The 23,231-nt window shown below is 38.8% G+C and carries 20 protein-coding genes; 18 read left to right on the forward strand and 2 right to left on the reverse strand.

Annotated features, from left to right (window positions below; translation table 11 throughout):
* The first annotated feature begins 173 nt into the window (after positions 1 to 173).
* The 18 genes from WJP93_RS10935 (at position 174) to WJP93_RS11020 (ending at position 20,967) form a co-directional block, all read left to right on the forward strand.
* A complete protein-coding gene (locus WJP93_RS10935) occupies positions 174 to 1,520 on the forward strand; it encodes an extracellular solute-binding protein (RefSeq protein WP_337548302.1) in 1,347 nt (448 codons plus the stop codon).
* Between the two features lie 138 nt (positions 1,521 to 1,658).
* The gene (locus WJP93_RS10940; RefSeq protein WP_262536588.1) at positions 1,659 to 2,591 is read left to right on the forward strand and encodes a sugar ABC transporter permease; all 933 of its coding nucleotides are present in this window, start codon (positions 1,659 to 1,661) and stop codon (positions 2,589 to 2,591) included.
* Between the two features lie 16 nt (positions 2,592 to 2,607).
* The gene (locus WJP93_RS10945) at positions 2,608 to 3,474 is read left to right on the forward strand and encodes a carbohydrate ABC transporter permease (protein WP_262536589.1); all 867 of its coding nucleotides are present in this window, start codon (positions 2,608 to 2,610) and stop codon (positions 3,472 to 3,474) included.
* A 67-nt stretch (positions 3,475 to 3,541) separates the two neighbouring features.
* Positions 3,542 to 5,128 (forward strand): glycosyl hydrolase family 28 protein, encoded by a 1,587-nt coding sequence (locus tag WJP93_RS10950; RefSeq protein ID WP_337548305.1) that lies wholly within the window; start codon positions 3,542 to 3,544, stop codon positions 5,126 to 5,128.
* Between the two features lie 43 nt (positions 5,129 to 5,171).
* Entirely contained in the window at positions 5,172 to 7,616 is a 2,445-nt protein-coding gene (locus WJP93_RS10955; protein ID WP_337548307.1) for a hypothetical protein, read from the forward strand.
* 173 nt (positions 7,617 to 7,789) lie between these two features.
* Positions 7,790 to 8,863 carry a mannonate dehydratase gene (gene uxuA / locus WJP93_RS10960; protein ID WP_066561648.1) on the forward strand — a complete coding sequence of 358 codons (1,074 nt, stop codon included), beginning with the start codon at positions 7,790 to 7,792 and terminating at the stop codon, positions 8,861 to 8,863.
* A complete protein-coding gene (locus WJP93_RS10965; RefSeq protein WP_066561643.1) occupies positions 8,860 to 10,476 on the forward strand; it encodes a mannitol dehydrogenase family protein in 1,617 nt (538 codons plus the stop codon). The genes uxuA and WJP93_RS10965 overlap by 4 nt, the downstream gene beginning before the upstream one ends.
* Before the next feature lie 73 nt (positions 10,477 to 10,549).
* Positions 10,550 to 11,209 (forward strand): HAD family phosphatase, encoded by a 660-nt coding sequence (locus tag WJP93_RS10970; RefSeq protein ID WP_337548309.1) that lies wholly within the window; start codon positions 10,550 to 10,552, stop codon positions 11,207 to 11,209.
* Positions 11,190 to 12,038, forward strand: a complete 849-nt coding sequence (locus WJP93_RS10975) for an arginase family protein (RefSeq protein WP_337548311.1) — start codon at positions 11,190 to 11,192, stop codon at positions 12,036 to 12,038. Before WJP93_RS10970 ends, WJP93_RS10975 begins: the two co-directional genes overlap by 20 nt.
* A gap of 123 nt (positions 12,039 to 12,161) precedes the next feature.
* Entirely contained in the window at positions 12,162 to 12,449 is a 288-nt protein-coding gene (locus WJP93_RS10980) for a YerC/YecD family TrpR-related protein (protein WP_066561695.1), read from the forward strand.
* 238 nt (positions 12,450 to 12,687) lie between these two features.
* On the forward strand, positions 12,688 to 13,776 hold the full coding sequence (gene leuB, locus WJP93_RS10985) for a 3-isopropylmalate dehydrogenase (protein ID WP_066561694.1): 1,089 nt from the start codon (positions 12,688 to 12,690) through the stop codon (positions 13,774 to 13,776).
* Positions 13,777 to 13,799: 23 nt separating this feature from the next.
* The gene (gene ilvD, locus WJP93_RS10990; RefSeq protein WP_066561640.1) at positions 13,800 to 15,476 is read left to right on the forward strand and encodes a dihydroxy-acid dehydratase; all 1,677 of its coding nucleotides are present in this window, start codon (positions 13,800 to 13,802) and stop codon (positions 15,474 to 15,476) included.
* A gap of 56 nt (positions 15,477 to 15,532) precedes the next feature.
* A complete protein-coding gene (gene ilvB / locus WJP93_RS10995; RefSeq protein WP_227101774.1) occupies positions 15,533 to 17,221 on the forward strand; it encodes a biosynthetic-type acetolactate synthase large subunit in 1,689 nt (562 codons plus the stop codon).
* 245 nt (positions 17,222 to 17,466) lie between these two features.
* Positions 17,467 to 18,309 (forward strand): hypothetical protein, encoded by an 843-nt coding sequence (locus WJP93_RS11000; RefSeq protein WP_337548313.1) that lies wholly within the window; start codon positions 17,467 to 17,469, stop codon positions 18,307 to 18,309.
* The gene (locus WJP93_RS11005) at positions 18,306 to 19,133 is read left to right on the forward strand and encodes a hypothetical protein (protein ID WP_227101776.1); all 828 of its coding nucleotides are present in this window, start codon (positions 18,306 to 18,308) and stop codon (positions 19,131 to 19,133) included. The genes WJP93_RS11000 and WJP93_RS11005 overlap by 4 nt, the downstream gene beginning before the upstream one ends.
* Before the next feature lies 1 nt (position 19,134).
* Positions 19,135 to 19,770: an ATP-binding cassette domain-containing protein gene (locus WJP93_RS11010; protein ID WP_118613222.1), complete on the forward strand. Its 636-nt coding sequence runs from the start codon at positions 19,135 to 19,137 to the stop codon at positions 19,768 to 19,770.
* Between the two features lie 5 nt (positions 19,771 to 19,775).
* Entirely contained in the window at positions 19,776 to 20,429 is a 654-nt protein-coding gene (locus WJP93_RS11015; protein ID WP_337548314.1) for a hypothetical protein, read from the forward strand.
* Between the two features lie 211 nt (positions 20,430 to 20,640).
* Positions 20,641 to 20,967 carry a hypothetical protein gene (locus WJP93_RS11020; protein WP_337548318.1) on the forward strand — a complete coding sequence of 109 codons (327 nt, stop codon included), beginning with the start codon at positions 20,641 to 20,643 and terminating at the stop codon, positions 20,965 to 20,967.
* A 524-nt stretch (positions 20,968 to 21,491) separates the two neighbouring features.
* On the opposite strand, the gene WJP93_RS11025 is transcribed toward WJP93_RS11020, so the two are convergent.
* On the reverse strand, positions 21,492 to 22,490 hold the full coding sequence (locus tag WJP93_RS11025) for a M56 family metallopeptidase (RefSeq protein WP_337548319.1): 999 nt from the start codon (positions 22,488 to 22,490) through the stop codon (positions 21,492 to 21,494).
* Positions 22,491 to 22,642: 152 nt separating this feature from the next.
* Positions 22,643 to 23,056, reverse strand: coding sequence for a hypothetical protein (locus tag WJP93_RS11030; RefSeq protein ID WP_337548321.1), 414 nt, complete (start codon positions 23,054 to 23,056; stop codon positions 22,643 to 22,645).
* Between the last annotated feature and the right edge of the window lie 175 nt (positions 23,057 to 23,231).

The raw sequence follows: 23,231 nt of genomic DNA on the forward strand, positions 1-23,231 counted from the left end.
ATAACAATATGAATAATTGAAAAATGTCACATGATGGAAAGTGTTACATAATACATGAAAAATGACGTTGAAAATTGTTATAATTCATGATAAAACATAACCATAGCAAACAGCAATCCGAGTTTTATTGTGAAACTGGATAAGCTGTAAAGGAATTTAAGGAGGACTTTCTAATGAAAAGAAGAGGTATGAGTCTTGCACTTTGTGCAGCAATGGCAATGGGTACGATCGGCGTAGTTCCGGCAATGGCAGATGATGTAACTACCATCACTTACTGGGTAAATGACCGCCATGACAGCGAGTACATGACTGAGATGGTAGAAAAGTACAACAAGGAGAATACAGACAATATCTACATTGATATGCAGATCATCACAGATGATTATGAGAATATGATTTCTCTTGCTTACACAGGCGGTACAGCACCGGATATTATCGGACAGAGCGTAACATTAAAGAATTTCGTAGATAACGATATGCTTGTTCCGTTAAACGATTACATTGATGCAGATGAGGAGTACCAGAAGGTTAACGAGCCATATGAGCATGCATATGAGGGCTTAAACTACATGGATGGCAATCTGTACTGGGTATATTCTGGTATGAGATCTGGTGTTCGTATTGAGTACAATAAGGATCTGTTAGAGAAGAGCGGATATACAGAAATTCCGAAGACACTTGACGAGTACATTGATATGGCAAAGAAGATCACTGAGGATGGAAACGGCGAGTATTATGGAATCGGATTTACTTCATCTTCTCCATTTGAGCGTCAGCTTGAGATGATGGCTCAGGTATCTGGTATTTATTACTATGACTATGTAAATGGCAAGTTTGATTTCAGCGGCTACAAGGAAATCCTTGAGAAGGGCAAGAGATTTATCGATGAGGAGATTGCTTACCCGGATCAGCAGGGCGTTGATAACATGAGAGCATTATTTGCAGAAGGCGAGTTTGCACTGTGGGGCAACGCTTCTCAGGAGGCAGGTGTATTCACCAGCCAGCTGCCAATCGAAGACTTTGAGTGGGGCGTAGCAGAGGTTCCGTCTCTTGACGGCGAGATCAAGGGTGCACTTCAGACAACACCATCTAAGGGCTATGCAATCATGTCTTCCAGTGAGCATCCAGATGAGGCTTGGAAGGTAATTCAGTACTTCCAGTCTGAGGAATTTTTAAAGGGATACTTAGAGAATGGTTACTGTCTGCCGATTACTTCTTATATGGATGAGAAGATCGATAAGTCTAAGATCGGCCGTCTGGCAGATTTCTCTTTACTTGACTATGAGTCTGTATACCCGGCAGTACCGACAATTAACCTGACAGGTGATGATTACAGAACTGTTATGTGGAATGCAATCATGGGTTATGTTGATGTTGACGATGCAATCGAAGATCTGAATACCCGTTACAATGAGGCATATGATGCAGATATCGAGTCTGGCAGCGTTAAGAGACTTGTAATTGAGGATTATGATCCGCTTCATCCAAGTGATGGAACTGCAATCTATCTTGACAAATAAGAAACAGACAGCCTATAGTGGCATCTGAATAAAATGGGAAGGCTGTTTCCGAAAAAAATAAGGAGACGGCTTTCCCTTTCTTATCGCATTTATTCACGGGATGTAAAAAATGTGAACTAAGAAAAAAAGGAGGATTTTATGAGCCAGAAAAAAATGACTTTTTCACAAAAGTTCCAGAAAGCGAAAAGTAGTGGAAGTTTTTCAGCAGCACTTATGCTGGCACCGGCAGTATTTTTTCTTTGCCTGTGTTCTATCTATCCGTTTATCTGGATTTTCCGCTATGTAGCATGTGACTACAATGGTTTCAAGTCTACATTTACCGGATGGAAAAACTTTGAGCGTATGCTGAATGATAAGGTTTTCTGGAATAGTGTTATGCATACATTTGAATATGCATTCTATAAGCTGATTTTCATCATTCCGTTAGCTCTGTTGATGGCAGTTTTATTAAACCAGAAATTAAGAGGTTCTTCAGTATTTAGAGGAATCTATTTCATGCCGACTATCATCAGTACATCTATTGCAGGTATGATTTTTGGATTTATCTTTGCAACAAAGAATGGTATTTTAAACTCTATGCTTCAGAACATGCATATGATTGATTCTCCGATAAAGTGGTTGAACAGTCCGAGTGTTGTTATGGTAGCCGTTACGATCCTTGCAATTTGGGGTGGTTTTGGTAACTACATGCTGTATTTTATCACTGGTATGACTGGTATTTCTGAGGATGTTTACGAGAGTGCAAAGATCGATGGTGCAACTGGCGTGCAGACCTTCTTCCGCATTACACTTCCAATGCTGGCACCGGTATTAAAGGTTGTTTTAATGCTTGCGATCACTGGAGCATTTAAGGATTATGAGGCAATCATGGTTCTGACAAATGGAGGACCTGGCAACCGTTCTATGGTAATGTTCTTATACATTTACAATATTATCTTTGGATCTGCAGGAAGCACAAGCCAGCCACAGATCGGTTATGGCGCACTGCTTAGTGTTGTTGCAGCAGTAATCGTAGGTATTGTAACTGGTATTTATCTGTTTGTTTCCAAGAAACTTGACGATGTAGTATAAATTAGGAGGAGATACGATGGAAAAAACTCATGCAGTATATTCAACAAAAACGAAGATCGTCCGTCTGATCATCTGGCTGTTTTTGGCACTCGCGGCGATCATCACAATCTTTCCTGTATGCTATGTTATCTTTGGTTCCTTTAAGGACAATAAGGAGCTGCTTGTCGGAGGTTCAAGCATTTTGCCAAGCAAGTGGGTGTTTGATAACTATGTGCAGGCATGGAAACAGGCAAATTTTGCAACTTATACAATGAACAGTGTGTTCTTAAGTTTAGCTGTTATGCTTATTTCGTTAATCAATGCCAGCATGGCAGGATACGTATTTGCAAGAAAGAATTTTAAGGGTAAGGAACTTCTGTATATGCTTTTCGTAGCATTCATGTTCATCAACGTTGGTTCTGTTTCCCTTCGTCCTTTATTTGAGCTGGCTGTTAAGCTGAAGATGAATAAGAGCCTGTTAGCTGTTGCTATTATCTCAGCAGGCGGTGGCCAGGCAACTTTCATCTTCTTATGTCGTGGATTTGTTAATTCTGTTCCTAAGGAGCTTGACGAGGCGGCAAAGATGGATGGATGTGGATTCTTTAGAATTTATTATCAGATTATCCTTCCAATGTTAAAGCCGATTTTGGCAACAATTGCACTTTTATCCTTCAGACAGGGATGGAACGAGTACATTCTTCCTCTTGTATTTACAATGACTAATGATAAGCTTCGTCCTCTGACAGTAGGTGTTAATATGTTAAAGAATGCCGGAGACGGTACTGCAGCATGGAACATCATGTTTGCAGGTGCGACAATTTCAATTGTCCCGATTTTGATTGTTTACTGTTGCTTTAGCCGTTTCTTTATGGGCGGTCTGACAGCCGGTGCGGTAAAGGGTTAAAAAAAAGACAGGCCGACAATTTGTGGTAGTACGAATTGTCGGCCTTTTTTAGAAAGGATTCACTGTTATGTATAATCCATATGATACACCCACTTACCCAGAATTAGGAAATATCTATCCTGGTGATTATTATGAAGCACTTCCATATGATGAATTTATCGATAAAAATAAGAAGCTTCCAGAAGGAAAAAAGGTTTTCGATATTCGCGATTTTGGCGCAAGACCAGAAAAAAATCTTTTAAATACCGAAGCTTTCTTAAAAGCTGCAGCAGCATGTGAGAAAGAAGGCGGCGGTATGATTCTTGTTGCGGGGGGATCATATTGCATGGGCACTGTGTATATTCCGTCTCACACAACACTGTTTATTGCGGCAGATTCTGAAATCAAAGCGTCCAGAAATGTAGATCTTTTGCTTGCAAAAGAAAAAGAACAGATAGATGACAGAAAGGGCGAGTCGAGTGAGGGCGCCTTTGTGCGTGTAAAGAATGCAGAGGATGTGACTATCACAGGCGGAGGTCGTATTAACGGAAGCGGTGAGTGGTATGTATATGAACCAAGAGAGCTTCCAGCACTTGTTCCATTTGAGACAAGCCGTTTGCCAAGACGTGATCAGGCAAAAGAAATTAATACTATTCCTGGAACACTCCGCTATTATTATAGACAGAGAATACGTTATTCAGAAGATAAATATGGTGAGGGCAAACCAAATTTAAACCGTCCGGCAGCACTTGTATGGGTACAGGACAGTAAAAATGTTACGCTTGACAATATTATCTTATATGATTCAATGAGCTGGACACTTCATATTGAATGCTGTGAAAATATCATAGTTAAGAATATGGTAATTGATGATAATCGTCATGTAGCAAATTCTGACGGAGTGGATATTAACGCAAGTGACAATGTATTAGTAGATCATTGTTTTATCTCCTGTGCAGATGATGGAATTGTAATTAAAAATCCAATTCGTACTGGACGTGCCATGACGCATGTACATGTAAAAAGATGTACTGTTGTTACAGTTATGAACGCATTCAAAATTGGAACTGAAACAGCAAATGATATTAGTGATATCCTTGTAGAAAACTGTACGTTTTGCATGCCCGATATTTATCCTGGTTCTGTTTCTGGAATTTCACTTGAGTCATGTGATGGAACGAATCTTTCTGATGTAATTATTAGAAAGATTACGATGGATAAGATTATTTGTCCTCTGTATATTTGTTTAAATAAGAGAAATCGTTATAATGAGCCATATACAGACAAAGTGGGAGAAAATCGCTACTGGGGCGGCAGCATTAAAAATATCCACATTGAAAATATTAATGCAGACAACGCAGAAGTTCCGGCAATTTTAACTGGATATGAAACAACCAAAAAGGATGGAAGTGTTGTTCGAAGACCACTTGAAAATATTACTGTAAACAGTTATCATGTTATATATAGAGATAATAAGGAAATCATTGAAATCCCAGAGACGTTTGATGAATTTTTGGAGGATTATCCAGAGAGCAATGCACATGGTGATGTAGATGCATATGGCATCTGGGCACGTCATATTGATAATCTTGTATTAGAAGATATAAATGTAGTACCAAGGAGCTGTAATACAAGAAAAGCAATTTGTCTTTATGATGTCAATAACAAAAATTGATCAGCGTAAGTAGAGTCAATGATGCTGTAGGAGGAAAAAGCAAATGAGAGGATGGAAACTAGGCCTAGATGGATTTGTGACACATTTTATGGTGTCAGGTCCGCAGGAAGAGCCTTATTTTAATGAGGCGAAGGATAAAAATCAGCTTCGCTATGAGGCATATCTGCGTTCTGTAATTGCAGAACACAAACCAGTTGGTGAAACTGGTGAGATTCTTGTTGGAGCAAAGAGCCGCTTGAATGAAGAATGGAAGTATTACTATGACAGCGGAAGCTGTTTTGTAAATATTTCAACGTTCTATTCTGTTATGCGCCGCATTCATTTTGATATTGCGACTGTGCTTGAGACATCATCGGATATCGATGTTACGGCAGCGCTTTGGTCATATGCAGCAGTTGATGTATATTGCAATGGCAGATTAGAGGGTGCATTAAAGCAGCCAGTTTATAAGCCAATTCAGAAAAAAGAGCTGACGCTTCATTTAAAAGCAGGGCGCAATCTTATTTATTTAGCATGTGAGAATCTTGGTGTGCGTGATACAAGAAGTGTAGCAGGTCTGCAGATTTTAAATCATAAGGATGAAATTAAAGTGTCAATTCCAGATGAAGCATGTGCTGACGCTGCAGCTGTGGCAGAAGCATTTTTGGAGAGTGCACGTTTAGAGTCAAATAAGCTTTGTTTTGACAGCCCAGCTCCAGCAGGAACAAGTTATACATATCGCTATCATGAAGAGGATTTTGCAAAGGCAAAGATACCTGCTGTTTGGTATCAGGCAGAGGGAAAAAACGAGATTCTTTTAGAAAATGGACAGCCATATGTAACAGTGAAGGTTGTTTCAGGAAAGCTTGAGCTTAAGCGTGTCTTTGAACGTACCGAGCAGCTTGTTCCTAAATATGCATTGCGCGAGGATGGAAGTGCATTTAGCTTTGAGGAGAATAAGGAGCTTATATTCAGACGAATTGCAGATGTTATGAGCGAGAGTCGCGGTGAGAAGTTTGGTTTCCCGATTTCAAACATCCTTGCAAGAAAGCATTTCAATGACAACTCTATGGATGATGAGCGATTGATGTATGAGATGCTTGAGATGATCGAAGAGCGATATGACTGCTCTGACTTTTTGATGTGCGGACTGATTCGTTATCTGCATAATTATCCAGTTGAAGGAGCAATGAAAGAGCGTATAAAAGATGTTATGATCAATTATCGCTACTGGATGGATATGGACGGTTTTGATGGCATGTGCTTTTGGAGCGAGAACCATGCGCTGATGTTCTATACATGTGCGATGAATGCAGGAGAGATGTATCCAGACGAATATTTCCCACGTGCAAAGATGACAGGAAGAGAACTGCATTTATATGGAAGAAACAAAGTTTTGCAGTGGCTTGATGATGTAGAAGAGTATGGCTTTGAGGAGTTTTTGAGCACTGTCTATATGTGCGTTACATTTGCTGCATTGATTAATGTAGTTGATTATTCAGAGCCGGAAATTTCAAAGCGCGCGGCAGCTGTTACTGATAAGATGCTGTCTATGCTTGCTCTTCACACTTATAAAACTGGTATTGTGGCACCGATGGGACGTGTTTACAGAAGTGTATTGTATCCGTTTGATCAGGGAGCAATGGCACTTATGAATTTGATCAATCCAAAGCTGCCATACACATTTGGAGAGGGATGGCTTGGTTTTTATGCAAGCAGTCACTATCCGATTCCAGAAGGTCTTGTAAAGCTTATGGAGGATGATGTTGAGATAAATTATACAACGGGCAATGCAAGAGTTTATCTGGAGAAAAATGATGACTATTGTTTGACGAGCGTAGCATCTCCTAGAGAGCCGTTTACACGTTGGGAAAATGAGACTCTTAAGGAAGATGTGGATATCACGACACATAACTTTACGAAATCATTTAACGAGCGTTTTCATGGAACTACATATTTTAGACCAGGTACATACGGTTATCAGCAGCACATGTGGTATGCAGCGCTTGACGGCGAAGCGAGCATTTTCGTCACACATCCAGGTTCTACATCAGAGGAGGGCGATATGCGCCCAGGCTATTGGCATGGAAATGGTGTGATGCCGGCATTAAAACAGCAGCACGGTCTTCTTGGCGGTATTTATGTGATTCCAGATGAGCATCCAATTGGCTATACTCATTTATATTGCCCAGAGTGTCGTTTTGATGAGGTGATTCATGAAGAAAATTGGATATTCCTTCGCAAAGAAACAGGCTATCTGGCATTATGGTGCAGTGAAAAACTGGAAGCACACAATGGTATGAATTTTAATTGTGAGCAGCGTGCTTACAGCAAAAATGCGGCTTATCTTTGTGTATGCGGCGGCAAAAAGTCAGATGTTAGTTTTGCGACATTTAAAAAACGCGCAAAAGAAACGTCACCATCTTATGACAAAGAGTCAAAAACGCTGACAGCGCAGGAATTTGAGTTGAGCTATGCGGCATGCAAAGATGTGACGCAGTTTTTATAAGTATGATTGCAGCACGAACAAAAATTTTACTACCAAAAACCACACAAAAAATGTAAAAAACACATTTTCAATCATAGTGATCTATGCTACTATGTAAGTATAGTAAAAAATATATAAAACTGCCGTTTATCTGTAATGGATAATTGGCAGTTCAAACAGGAGGAGAATTCGTTATGCAGATGACAATGAGATGGTACGGCAGCCAGTATGATACCGTTACCTTACAGCAGATCAGACAGACAGCTTATGTAAAGGGTGTTATTTCTACTCTTTACAACAAAATGCCAGGTGAGCTGTGGACTTATGAGGAGATTATGGCTCTTAAGAATGAGGTAGAGGCAGCAGGATTGACCCTTCCTGGTATTGAGAGTGTAAATATCAGCGATGCAATCAAAACGGGAGCTCCAGAGCGTGACAAGGATATTGATGCATATATCAAGACACTTGAGAATCTTGGTAAGGCTGATATTCATATGGTATGTTATAATTTTATGCCAGTATTTGACTGGACTCGTACAGAACTTGCACGTATGAGAAAGGATGGTTCTACAGTTCTTGCTTACAATCAGAAGACAGTAGATAGCATTGATCCGGCTAAGATGTTTGATTCTATTTCAAATGACATGAACGGAACAGTTATGCCAGGCTGGGAGCCAGAGCGTATGGCAAAGGTTAAGCAGCTGTTTGAGGAGTATGCAGACATCGATGAGGAGAAACTGTTTGCAAACTTAAAGTATTTCCTTGAGGCAATTATGCCTGTATGTGATAAGTATGATATCAATATGGCAATTCATCCAGATGATCCGTCTTGGAGCGTATTTGGTCTTCCACGTATTATCAACAACAAGGATCACATCATGCGTATGATGAAGATGGTAGACAATCCGCATAATGGTGTTACCTTCTGTACTGGATCCTACGGAACCAACTTAAACAACAACTTAGTTGAGATGATTCACGCACTTAAGGGAAGAATCCATTTTGCACATATAAGAAACTTACAGTTTAACGATGGCATGAATGACTTTGAGGAGTCTGCACATCTGTCTTCAGATGGTACCTTTGATATGCATGCAATCATGAAGGCACTGTACGATACTGGATTTGATGGAATTATTCGTCCAGATCACGGAAGAATGATCTGGGGCGAGAAGGCAATGCCTGGATACGGTCTGTATGACAGAGCACTTGGTGCTGCATATTTATGCGGCCTGTGGGAGTCAATTGTAAAGGAGAATCAGAGATGAAACTGACATTACAGGATGTAACACAAAAGAAAAATGAATTTGAAAAGGCAGGTATTACACTGCCGTCTTATGATATTGAAGCAGTTCATAAAAAGACACTTGAGGAGCCTGTATGGGTTCACTTTGGAGCAGGAAATATTTTCCGCGGCTATATTGCAGGACTGCAGGAAGATCTGTTAAATAAAGGTGCTGCTGACAGAGGAATTATTGCAGCAGAGACTTTTGATTATGATATCATCGATAAGATCTACAAGCCACATGAGTCAATGACACTGATGGTAACGCTTCTTCCAGACGGAAATACTTCAAGCCGTGTAATTGCAAGTATTGCAGACGGAATTAAGGCAAATACAGCTGATGAGGCAGAGTATGGCAGATTAAAGGCTATATTTGTAAATCCATCCTTACAGATGATCAGCTTTACAGTTACTGAGAAGGGTTATGCATTAAAGGGTATTGATGGAAACTTTCTTCCGGTAGTTGTATCAGATATCGAAAACGGTCCAGAGAGCGCAAAGCATGCAATGAGCATCGTTGCTGCACTTCTTTTCGAGCGTTTCAAGGCAGGCCGTTATCCGCTTGCCGTTGTCAGCATGGATAACTGCTCTCATAATGGTGAGAAGCTTCAGGCATCTGTTATGACAATCGCAAAGGCATGGGCAGAGAAAGGTTTTGTAACAAAAGAGTTCATCACATATCTTGAGGATGAATCAAGCATCAGCTTCCCGTGGAGTATGATCGATAAGATCACACCAAGACCGGCAAAGGCTGTTGAGGAAAAATTAGAGGCAGCAGGCGTTGAAGAAATGGCACCTGTTATTACTTCCAGAAATACCTATATTGCACCGTTTGTAAATGCAGAGGGACCGCAGTACCTTGTAATTGAGGACAAGTTCCCGGCAGGAAGACCGGCACTTGAGAAGGCTGGTGTTTATCTGACTGACCGTGATACTGTAAACCGTGTAGAGCGTATGAAGGTAACTACCTGCTTAAATCCGCTGCACACCGCCCTGGCTGTTTATGGCTGCCTGCTTGGTTACAATCTGATTGCAGATGAGATGAATGACAAGGAGCTTACAGGACTTATTCGTCATATTGGTTACGATGAGGGTATGAAGGTTGTTACTGATCCTGGCATCCTTTCCCCGAAGGCATTTATTGATGAAGTAATCGAGAAGCGTCTTCCAAATCCATTTATGCCAGACACACCGCAGCGTATTGCAACTGATACTTCTCAGAAAATCGTTGTTCGTTTTGGTGAGACAATGAAATCTTACATGGCAAGCAGTGAGCTTGACTGTTCTTCTCTTGTATACATTCCGCTTGCAATTGCAGGATGGCTTCGTTATCTTCTTGGAACAGATGATAAGCTTGAGAAGATGGAGCTTAGTAGTGATCCAATGCTTGCTAAGCTGCAGGAAAAACTTTCTGGTGTAGAGGCAGGAAAGCCAGAGACTTATACAGGACAGCTTAAGGAAATTCTCACTAATAAGGCAATCTTTGGTGTTGATATGTACGAGGCAGGTCTTGCAGACAAGGTAGAGGGCATGTTTGTTGAAATGCTTGCAGGAAAAGATGCTGTTCGCAATACTTTAAAGAAATATGTAGATTAAATAAAATAACATTTCGCCGCCCTGGCAACAGGGCGGCTATTGTACTTTTAAATATGAGCTTAAGAGGTGTAAAATGAAGAACGTTATATTTGATATGGATGGTGTCATCTTTGATTCTGAGCATGTATGTGAGCGCTGTTGGGAGGATTATAAGGAAAAATATAAATTGAAGGATGCAAAGGGCATGTTTCATGCCTGCATTGGCACGACAATTGAAAAGACAAAGGAAACAATGTTTCGCTTTGAAGGACCAGATTTTCCGTATGAGGAGTTTAGAAAAGACACATCTAATCGCTTTCACGAAATTGAAGAGACAGAGGGGCTTCCTGTAAAAAAAGGAGCTAGAGAGCTTTTGTCATGGCTAAAGGAGAGTGGCGCTAATGTTGGACTTGCCTCATCTACAAGAAGTGAGACAGTCATTCGTCAGCTGACTCATGCCGGCTTAATACAGTATTTTGATGTGATTGTAGGCGGTGAGATGGCAAAAAAGAGTAAGCCAGAGCCAGATATTTATTTAGAGGCATGCAAACGCATGGGCATTACTCCAGAGAGCGCATATGGTGTTGAGGATTCATATAACGGAATGCGTTCACTCCATGCGGCAGGTCTTCATCCTATTATGGTGCCTGATCTTCTTGAACCAGATGAAGAAATGCAAAGTCTTACCGAAATAATTTTGCCAGATCTGCTTGAAGTAAGAGATTATCTAAAAAATGTCTGGAATAATAGATAAGAAAGGAAAAGACAGCGTGAGCAAAAATCCTTATTATATGATTTCTTTGTCAGGTGCCTATGACAGTCAGTCCTTTTGGAAAGCAAAAGACATAGAAGCAACAGACAATATTTTAAATAAGCCAGGCTTAGACTGCATATATACAGACTGCACTGATATTTCTGGAAGTCTGTATTTTTGCAGTGATGAGGCGAAAACAGAGCTTGAAAAGCGTTTGGCGCATATTCCAGTGAATGCGCTTCATTTTATTGATTCAGGCGACTATCATTATGTCAGTCTTTTGTTTTTGCAGCGCATAAATCGGCCATTTAGCCTTCTTTTATTTGACCATCATTCAGACTGTATGGAGAGCGCATTTGGCGGCGGTCTTTTAACATGTGGAAGCTGGGTTCTTCATGCATTAGAAAATTTTCCTAATTTAAAAAAGGCAGTATTAGTAGGTCCGGCAGATGAGGATAAAACAGCAGAGCAGCTTTTAAAAGATTCTCGCATCACATGGGTGACAGAGGCTGAATTTGAACAGCAAAAGGAAGCTTTGTGTAAGGAACTTTCAAAGTGGCCTGTATATATTTCTCTTGATAAGGATGTATTAAACAAAGAGGAAGCAGTTACGGACTGGAGCCAGGGAACCATGCAGCTTTCACAGATTCTTTGTTTTTTGACAGATGTAAAGAAGTCAGGTGCTATATTTCTAGGTATGGATGTGTGCGGAGAGCAGAAGGTATCACCAGAAGGTTTTCATTTAGATGAAGAAAATGGAGCAAACTTAAACAGTAGTACAAATGAAAAGATTAAATTTTATCAAAAAGACTTGACTTTTTCGCTTTAGCGTGTCAAAATACATGCATAGGGTTAAAAATCTAATTAAAAACCAGAAAAAATAAAAACAGGAATGTAGAAAGGAGAGGGTGTGTGCTTTAATAATATATTGTTTGAGCACACGGAAACCAGAATGAATAAAAAAATTAAAAACCCTGAAACAGATCATTTGTTTCAAGCAATTCTCACATTAAAAAATCTTGATGAGTGTTATGCTTTTTTTGAAGATGTATGTACCGTCAATGAACTTCAGTCTATCGCACAGCGCTTTGAGGTAGCAGCTATGCTGCGCCAGAAAAACACATATCTTGAGATTGCACAGAAAACAGGTGCATCTACTGCGACAATCAGCCGTGTGAACCGAAGCTTAAACTTTGGAAGTGACGGTTATGAAATGGTGTTTGAGCGTATCAATGAATAATGATATATAAGAGCAAATAACCTATTGCTTTTTATCCCAAAGTAGTGTATTGCTTCAAAAAACTTGATGTAATTTAATTGATTATTGATGCTATTTGTGGAACGAAGTTTGTTCTCTTGAAAAAAATGTCAAAATATACTAACATAGGGAAGTACAAGTGCTGAAAGGTGCTTGTACTTTCATTATGATAAAAAAGAAACTTTTTGCAGACAGCTTTTGCTGTTGGAAAGGATACAGGATGACAGGTAAGATTGCATTGATACCAGGAGACGGAATTGGTCCTGAGATTGTGGCTGAGGCCAAAAAGGTACTGGATACCGTAGCAAAAAAATATGGACATGAGTTTGAATACGAGACGCTTCTTATGGGCGGCTGCTCAATTGATGCGTATGGCGAACCGCTGACCGAAGAATCACTTGAAAAGGCAAAGGCTAGTGATGCCGTGCTTTTAGGTGCAGTAGGCGGAAACGTCGGAAACTCAAGATGGTATCAGGTAGCACCAAATTTGCGTCCGGAGGCAGGTCTGTTAAAGATTCGTAAAGGTCTTGGTCTGTTTGCAAATATCCGTCCGGCAAAGCTGTTTTCACAATTAAAAGATGCTTGTCCATTAAAGCCAGAGATTATCGGCGATGGATTTGATATTGTTATGATGAGAGAGCTGACCGGAGGCGTATACTTCGGTGAACATAAGACAGAGGAAATTGATGGCATTCGTAAGTCAACTGATATTATGGCATACGATGAGAATGAGATTAAAAGGATTGCAGTTAAAGCATTTGAGGTTGCAAGAAAGCGCGGAAAAAATGTAACAAGCGTTGACAAAGCAAATGTTCTTGACACTTCAAGACTTTGGAGAGCAGTTGTTGATGAAGTTGCAAAGGATTATCCTGATGTAACAGTAAAGCATATGCTTGTTGATAACTGTGCCATGCAGCTTGTTATGAATCCGAGACAGTTTGATGTTATTTTGACAGAGAACATGTTTGGTGATATTCTTTCTGATGAGGCAAGTATGATTACAGGCTCCATTGGCATGTTATCATCAGCAAGCCTTGGTGCAGGAAAGCTTGGACTTTATGAACCAAGCCATGGCTCTGCACCAGATATTGCAGGTAAGGGCATTGCAAACCCGATTGCGACAATTTTATCTGCTGCCATGCTGCTTAGATACTCTTTCGATCTTGATGAAGAAGCAAAGGCAGTTGAGACAGCAGTAGAAGAGGTACTTAAGGCAGGCTACCGCACAATTGATATCATGTCAGAGGGTATGACACAGGTTGGCACAGTTTCTATGGGCGATCTGATTGCAGAAAAAATTCTTGGTTAACAAATTTGGAAGGGGTTAAAAACATGAGAAGTGACAATGTAAAAAAAGGAATGCAGCAGGCACCTCATAGATCACTGTTTAATGCATTAGGATTTACAAAGGAAGAGATGGACAAGCCAATGATTGGTATTGTCAGCTCTTATAATGAGATTGTTCCAGGTCATATGAACCTGGACAAGATTGTAGAAGCCGTTAAATTAGGCGTAGCAATGGCAGGAGGCGTGCCGGTTGTATTCCCGGCTATCGCTGTCTGCGATGGTATTGCAATGGGACACGTTGGTATGAAGTATTCTCTTGTTACGAGAGATCTGATTGCAGATTCTACCGAGTGTATGGCAATGGCACACCAGTTTGATGGTCTTGTTATGGTTCCAAACTGTGACAAAAACGTACCTGGTCTGTTAATGGCAGCAGCCAGAATCAATATCCCGACTGTATTTGTCAGTGGTGGTCCGATGCTTGCAGGTCATGTAAAGGGACAGAGAACAAGTCTTTCCTCCATGTTTGAGGCAGTTGGTGCTTACGCAGCAGGCAAGATGACTGAAGAAGATGTATATGAGTATGAGTGCAAGACATGTCCAACATGCGGTTCCTGCTCTGGTATGTATACTGCAAACTCCATGAACTGTCTGACAGAGGCACTTGGTATGGGTCTTCAGGGCAACGGAACAATTCCAGCTGTTTATTCTGAGAGAATTAAGCTTGCAAAGCACGCTGGTATGAAAGTTATGGAGATGATTGAAAAGAATATCTGCCCAAGAGATATCATGACAGAGAAGGCATTTGTCAATGCGCTGACTGTTGATATGGCACTTGGATGTTCTACAAACAGTATGCTTCATCTTCCGGCAATCGCAAGAGAGGCTGGCGTAGCTTTAAACGTTGATATCGCAAACGGCATTAGTGCAAAGACTCCGAATCTGTGTCACTTAGCTCCGGCAGGTCATACTTATATGGAGCAGTTAAATGAAGCAGGCGGTGTTTACGCCGTTATGAATGAGCTGTCAAAGAAGAATCTGTTAAATCTTGATTGTATTACAGTTACAGGAAAGACAGTTGGAGAGAACATTGCAAACGTTGTGAATAAGGACCCTGAGGTTATTCGTCCAATCGATAATCCATATAGCCAGACTGGCGGAATTGCTGTATTAAAGGGTAATTTGGCACCAGATTCAGGTGTTGTAAAGCGTTCAGCAGTTGCACCAGAGATGATGGTTCATGAGGGACCGGCTCGTGTATTTGACTGTGAGGATGATGCAATCGCAGCAATCAAGGGCGGAAAAATCGTTGCAGGTGATGTTGTAGTCATCCGTTACGAGGGACCAAAGGGTGGCCCTGGTATGAGAGAAATGTTAAATCCGACTTCTGCAATTGCAGGTATGGGACTTGGTTCCAGTGTTGCATTGATTACAGATGGCCGTTTTTCAGGTGCTTCAAGAGGAGCAAGCATCGGACATGTATGCCCAGAGGCAGCTGTCGGCGGTCCAATTGCACTTGTTGAAGAAGGAGATATCATCGAGATCAATATTCCGGCAAACACTCTGAATGTGCGTGTTTCTGACGAGGAGATGGCAAGAAGAAAGGCAGCATGGACACCAAGAGAGCCAAAGGTAACAACTGGTTATCTGGCACGCTACGCAGCACTTGTAACTGATGCAAGTAAGGGTGCAGTTTTACAGGTTCCGGGAACTAATAAATAAGCTGGTTTTCTGATATAAAACATAGATAAGACAGATATAAGGAAGGGAAAATAAATATGGAGTTAACAGGTTCTGAAATTTTAGTACAGTGTTTAAGGGAACAGGGCGTAGATACCGTGTTTGGTTATCCGGGCGGCTGCATTCTGAATGTATATGATGCTCTTTACAAGCATTCGGATGAAATTACACATATTTTAACCTCCCATGAGCAGGGCGCGTCTCATGCAGCAGACGGCTATGCAAGGGCAACCGGAAAGGTAGGTGTCTGCATGGCCACATCTGGCCCAGGTGCTACCAATCTGGTAACGGGAATTGCAACAGCTTACATGGATTCTATTCCGATTATTGCAATTACATGTAACGTTGCTGTTTCACTTCTGGGAAGAGATTCCTTCCAGGAGATCGATATCGCTGGTGTTACAATGCCGATCACAAAGCATAATTTCATCGTAAAGGATGTCAATAAACTGGCTGATACAGTTCGTCGTGCATTCAAGATTGCAAAGGAAGGACGTCCGGGTCCGGTGCTTATTGATATCACAAAGGATGTTACTGCAAATAAGGCAGAATATGAGCGTAAAGAGCCAGAGCAGGTTAAACGTATTACAGATCGCATTAAGGCAGAAGATATTGAAACTGCAGTCAAGATGATTGAGGCATCAAAGAAGCCATATGTTTTTGTCGGAGGCGGTGCAATTGCATCAGGTGCAGACGCACAGCTTAATGAATTTGTTCATAAGATTGATTCTCCAGTTGCGGATACCTTAATGGGCAAGGGTGCCTTCAACGGTACTGATCCTTTGTATACAGGTATGCTTGGTATGCATGGAACAAAGGCATCAAACTATGGAGTAAGCCAGTGTGACCTTCTTGTAGTTGTCGGAGCACGCTTCAGTGATCGTGTGTATGGAAATGCAAAGAAATTTGCCGCAAATGCAAAGATTCTGCAGTTTGATGTAGATCCGGCAGAGATCAATAAGAACATCAAAACAGATGCAAGTGTTATCGGTGATGTCAAGGTTATCTTAGAAAAGTTAAATGAAAAGCTTCCTCAGATGAATCATAATGAGTGGATTACAGAAGTTAAGAGTTATGAGGAAGCACATCCGATGACTTATCATAAGGGTGTTCTGACTGGTCCTTATATTATCGAAAAAATCTATGAGGCAACACATGGCGATGCTATTATCTCTACTGAGGTAGGACAGCACCAGATGTGGGCAGCACAGTATTATAAGTATAAGGCACCGAGACAGCTTTTAACATCAGGCGGACTTGGAACTATGGGCTATGGTCTTGGCGCAGCAATTGGTGCAAAGATGGCTCGTAAGGATAAGCTTGTATTCAATATCGCAGGAGATGGCTGCTTCCGTATGAATATGAATGAGATTGCAACAGCAACTCGATATAATATCCCAGTTATAGAGGTCGTTGTAAACAATCACGTGCTTGGTATGGTACGTCAGTGGCAGGATCTGTTCTACGGACAGCGTTATTCTCAGACAGTGTTAAATGACCGCGTTGACTTTGCAAAGGTAGCAGAGGGTCTTGGAGCAAAGGGCTACACAGTAAGCACATGCGAAGAGTTTGATAATGCAGTTAAGGAAGCAATCGAGCTGAATATTCCAGTAGTAATTGATGCTCAGATTGACAAGGACGACAAGGTATTCCCAATGGTAGCACCAGGTGCACCGATCAGTGAATGCTTCGGAGAAGAGGACGTTGCTGAAAAGTTCGGAAGATAAAAACAGAATATCAGAAGAATGCTAGATTATTAAGACACTGTATGGAGACATGCAGTGTCTTTTTTTGAAGATTGCGAGAGTGTGCTTGTTCATGGAAAGTGACTAGTTCAATATTGACAAAACATACAGGCAATAATATACTCTTATTAAGAGAAATTTGCAAACAATCGAAACAATACAATATTTTTAACGATAAAATTTACAGTTTTATTGATGCGAATCGCATTGCACGGAAGGAGGCTTTTATGTTAAAAATAATTAAGCATCAAACGTCATTTATACTAAGACAAAATATGTCGCTTGCAATATTCTTCGTTCTTTTATCAATAGTATTTTTGAATTTTAGATCAAATGTTCTGGCTTTTCAAGGCAGTGATATTATTGAGATGTATCATCCTGCAAAACTGCTCGCGTTGAGTTATGACCAAGTTTATAATAATATGGATATTATGCTGCTTTTGATTCAGCTATATCCCATCCTTATCGTTTGTCCGGCTGGTTTTACATTGCTTTCAGAGAAAAAAAGAAAAACTGATTGTGTGCTTATTGCTCGAATTGGAGGCACTCAATACTATTTGGGCAAAATAATTGCAGCTTTTTTTGCAACTATGATCGTTTTTACGGTACCTTTTCTTATTGAATTTGGCCTTAATTGTGTGTCTTTTCCATTGGCTGCTAGTGGAGATTTTGTAGACCTAAATCGCTATTCGCCTGATTATATAGAACTAACGAGTAATTACATGTTTCCAGCTCTTTTTCATATGAATTCATATCTTTACACCTTCGTTGGAATTCTCTTTTGGGGTGTTACTTCAGGGATTATAGGAATGTTTACAGTTGCATTATCTGGAATTATATCATTCCGTTTTAAAATACTTTTATTTTTACCAGTATATATTTTGTTGAATATTCCTGCGTATATGCCTAAAATAACAGATAAATTACCATTTGCTGTTAATTGGTACAATTACATTTTTTTATTTGATGACCATGTAAAGAATAACGTTTTCTTTATTAGTTTTCTGATCATACTATTTATAATTTCAATTGTTTGTTCGGTTATTAAGGGAAGAGGGGATCAGCTATGAAGCATAAAGAAATTACATTTCTTTTATTAATGGGATTTTGCTGTGGAAGTTTATTAGCTTTTACCTATATCAATCCTTATAATGGACAAATTACACTTTCTGAGTTGATTTTGCAACTCAGTGGTTCGAGAGGAGAATTTTCACTTGGTTTTTCATCGCTCCCAGAGCTGCTTTCGTTTAGCTCGAAATTGCTTCCAACCTTTCTTTTTGAGTTGTATGTTGGAACAAGTTTATATCAGCATTTTTGTACAGCAAGCGTTTATATTTTTTCAAGAACACCGAATCGCATTGCATGGTATGCAAAAGAGTGTATTGTTATTGCACGTTTTACGCTGATGTATCAGGTATTTCTAGTTGCGATTTCTGTTATTGTTACTTGTTTTCGATATAATGTGATATGGACAGCCACAGGATGGGGGTTACTGATAATTCATATTGGTATTTATAGTTTGTGGTCATTTTCAATGACATTGCTAGTTAATATATTAGCTATTTTACTCGGCAGCGGAAATGCGTTTATGATCATAATTGTAGCTCAACTTATTTGCGTTACCTGTATTAGACTATTAAATTCATTAGAAAGCAACGGTACACTATTTTGTACTGTGCTTAATGTCAATCCGATTGCTCACTTGGTTATAGGATGGCAATATTCATCGCTTCGAGGGTTGAATGAGGCAATTCATGCACCGTGGAATGTGATGTCGCTTTCTGGAACGATCTTCTATTTAATTGCGATTATGGTGTTGATTCTTGTGATCGGCGGACATTATGTACATAAATGTGATCTAATTATTTCAGATTTGGAATTTGGAGGAATGTAGAATGAGGTTGACAGCTACAAATGTTGGGAAAAAAATTAAAGGAAAAACAGTTTTATCAAATATTGATCTTGATCTTAAAAGTGGTAATATTTATGGATTTGTAGGACCGAATGGGTCGGGAAAGACAATGTTGTTTCGGGCGCTTTCGGGATTGATGTCGGTTACATCTGGTGTGGTTAAATTAGATGAAAAAATAGTAAGAAAAGATTTTTCAGTGCTGCCCAATTTGGGCATACTTTTGGAGAATGTCTCACTTTATCCGAATTTGACTGGATATGAAAACTTGCTTTATTTAGCAAAGTTCACAGGAAAAGCAGGTAAATCTGATATTATAGCCGCATTGGAGAGCGTTGGGCTTGATCCTGGCGACAAACGAAAATATGGAAAATATTCTCTCGGAATGAAGCAGCGCTTAGCTATTGCGCAAGCAGTCATGGAACATCCAGATATTCTTATGTTAGATGAACCAACAAATGCGTTAGATCGTGAATCTGTTGAGCGAGTAAGACAACTGATCGAATCAGAGAAAAAACGAGGAGTTTTAATTTTATTGGCAAGTCATAATGAAGACGATATTGAGATTCTTGCTGATCATGTCTTTTTCTTAGAAAATGGTTCTATCGTTGATAGGAGGTGACAATTATGAAATATCGCTTTTGTGTTACAGTTACAGTGCTTTTAGTATTCGGATTTGGCATATTTGGAAGAGGAAAACTCGCTACTTATACGAATATCACTGTAGATCCTAATTTCATAAATGATTTTTCAGTTGCTGAAATTCCTACTTCGTTTGCAATTCAGGATTGTGAGATATTAAAAAAAATACTTCCAGAATCCCCCATCATTTTAAAAGTTACGCCTGTTGATCCCCCAGAGTTCTTTTTTAAAGGATGGCAGCAGAAGGTTTGCATTGAACAAGTTTTTTTAGGTGAAAATTTGGCAAGCGGTTCTGAAATTTATATTACTTTTGATCGATGGAGAGTATATGTTGTTAGAAAAGAGATGGATTTGAGTTTTGTAAATTTTATGAAAGATGGCGCAGATTATCTAATATTTTTATCTGAGTCAATTGGATATACAAAAGATGGAACAGAAGTATTTCAATTACCCCAAAATCATGTTATTGCCCCAGTATTTAGCTATACAGCACATGACAATGTAATTTATCCGGTATCAGAAGAATCGACGTATGTTCCATATGAGGCGGTTTCCGATAATGAATTTTTTGCTGTTGATACAGATGGACTAGATGCTTTTCTGGAACTTAAAAAAAGTTTGGTACAAATGTATAAATGATATATATCAGATTATATGTAGGAACTTAAAATATTAAAGGTAAGCGACGAATAACACCCCGGATTCCATATTCTCCCTAACTGTGCCATAATTAATGCATGGAGTGGCAAGTCTTCTGTTTCTCAGTTTTGCATTTAGGACCATTTTACTTCAAATTTTTTGGAGCCTGTGCTATATCAACTCCAAATACCATTAGGAGTAAACAACACCTATGATAAAAAGAAAATATCGTACAGATGAGGAGTGGCTTTCTTTAATTCAGGAATGCCGTTCCAGTGGACTTACGGATAAGCAATGGTGCGAAGCGCATCAAATCTGTCCGAGTAACTTTTATTACCAGATCAAAAGATTTCGTAACAGAGCTTGTGAAATCTCAGAATCTCAATCGAAAACAACCATAGCCACACAAAAGCAGGAAGTTGTTCAGGTTACATTTGAACAGTCAGCTGTATCCGAACATCCTCAGTCCTGTTTACCAGAGGACGCAAAGGCAGAAGCAGCGATTCTTGTACAGAGTAGGATGGGACAACCAGAATGAAAAAAATTTCAACTTTTGCTGACAACTACCTTGACAATTACCGTCTATCAGAACTTCACATTTGAATTAGAGAAGACTACTCCAACCTGTAACTGGATGGAGTAGTCTTCTCTAATTCAAATGTTTCAATATTGGGTAGTTGTTTCCAAAATTAGTTGATTGTAAAGAGCATTGCTAAAACTCAAAGCAATTTAACCTTTTTCTTAAAATTTGTTTTCATATCAATTAACCTTGGAAAGAACCTATTTGGCGCTTACATTATTTGAATTGTCATAAATCTTTTACATAGATCCAATCGCTTACCCATTCATTGGAATTGCGATTATATAATCGTTTGTATAATTTGCCGTTTGTACGTTTGTATACCCAAATGCAAGCATCAGAATATGGTAAAATATTATTTTGCTCTGCAAATTTATAATAAGGTTCTATGTTAGAAATAGTAGTTGCAGAAGTAGGTACAGTTATATTAAAATAAAAAAATAAAGAAAAAATTGTTAAAAAAACAAATCTGTAATTATGTTTCAATGTGTTAGTTCCTCCTTACTATCATAAATTGGAAAGGTTCCATATTCCTCAAGGGAATTTGTTGTTTCTAAATATTCTCCATAAAGATAAATATCAAAACTTCCATTATCATTGCGAATGGCGTAAGCATTATTTGAAGTAAGTATAAAGCATTCATCTGATGCCAGCTCTGTAGGAAGTGCATCACCTTTTAATGTAAAATAGTATGAAAAAATAAAAATACCAGTACAACCAATACATAAAGCAAAAGAAAGTAATTTATTATGTTTATGCGAATTGGTTAATAATTGAAAACGCTTTTCCAAAGATGTTTCTTGAAAATTACTCATCGAAAGAGTAAGCGATTTTGGAATATGTGAAGTATTTAAGGTCAGTGCGCTTTTTTTCACTTTTAACAGGCAAGTTAAATACTCACTAGTTTCTTGTTTACTCGATAGAAAAGAATGATCAATACTTGTCTCTAGTAAAACATTAAGCCTTTTTTCAATATGTTTATTAAAGGGATTCCACCAATATATGGTGAAAAATAGCTGAATAAACAATTGATAAAGCAGGTGATGATTCCGAAAATGTCCTACTTCGTGCCGGAATATAAATGTTAATTCTTCAACAGAATATTCATTTTCAATAGGTAACAAAATGATTGGTTTGTGCATAGAAAAAATCATAGGGCTTGATATACCTAAAATCTCATATATTTGAAAAACATTATCCAGATGATATCTGTTACAAACAGAATTTAAAATTGAAGAATATTTTTCCATATGAGAAACATTAATTCCTATATTATAAATAAACCATTTATCTTTTTGATATTGATTCCAATATTTGTAAAGATGAATGATAATACCAACTCCCCAAATGATGACAATAATATCCCATAGCGAAATCTTAAAAAAATGAAAAAAAGTATGATGTTGACGAAAAAAAAAGATAACGCTAGAAAAAAAAGTATTTAAGTTTATATGTACAGAAAATGAAAATTCAATTGACAAAACTAATCGCAAGATAGAAAGTAAACAAATATAAACAACTGTTCGGTACCCAACTATCAATATTCTTTTTGAGTTAATAAATAGAAAACTAACAATTAAATAAAGAATGAATGATGTAAGGACAGTTGTTAACATCGTATCAAACGAACAGGTCAATGATTATTACCTCCAGCATTTTCTGCCTTAAAAGCTTCTAAGATATTTTCTAAACGTTTGATTTCTTTTGAATCTGAAGTATTGTTTAATTCAGATTTCACAAGAGAGAGTAGAAGGGAATTATCCGTAAAAAGCTCACGGAAAGACTGATACTCCTGCTTAAAAATATCTTGAAGAACAAGATGTGCTGTTTTTGTAGGTTGGAAAGTTCTGGCAATGGAAGTACCGCGATAAACGATACCAGCAACCTCAACCATTTCCAAATTACATAGTTTACGAATAATAGGTTTGATCATATTAATTGTGTAATCTGGATTAGTAGCAACAATGTCTGAGATCGCCATTGGTTTTTCTGAACGAAGCAATAACGATAAAACATCTAATTCTTTTTGTGCCATTTTTATGGACATAAATAAAAACCTCCTTTATATATTCTTTTAATATTTTAACATGTAGATTAATCAATGTCAAATCATTATTTCTAAAACCAGCTTTGACGAGTAAAAAAATAATATAAAAAAAACTCCCACTTTTGGTATGCTCCCCGTCAAGAGGACAATAAAAAATAATAAATTTTTGTATCGT

Origin of the sequence: Anthropogastromicrobium sp. (genome assembly GCF_037349415.1) — a bacterium.
GTDB classification, from domain to species: Bacteria; Bacillota; Clostridia; order Lachnospirales; family Lachnospiraceae; genus Anthropogastromicrobium; species Anthropogastromicrobium aceti.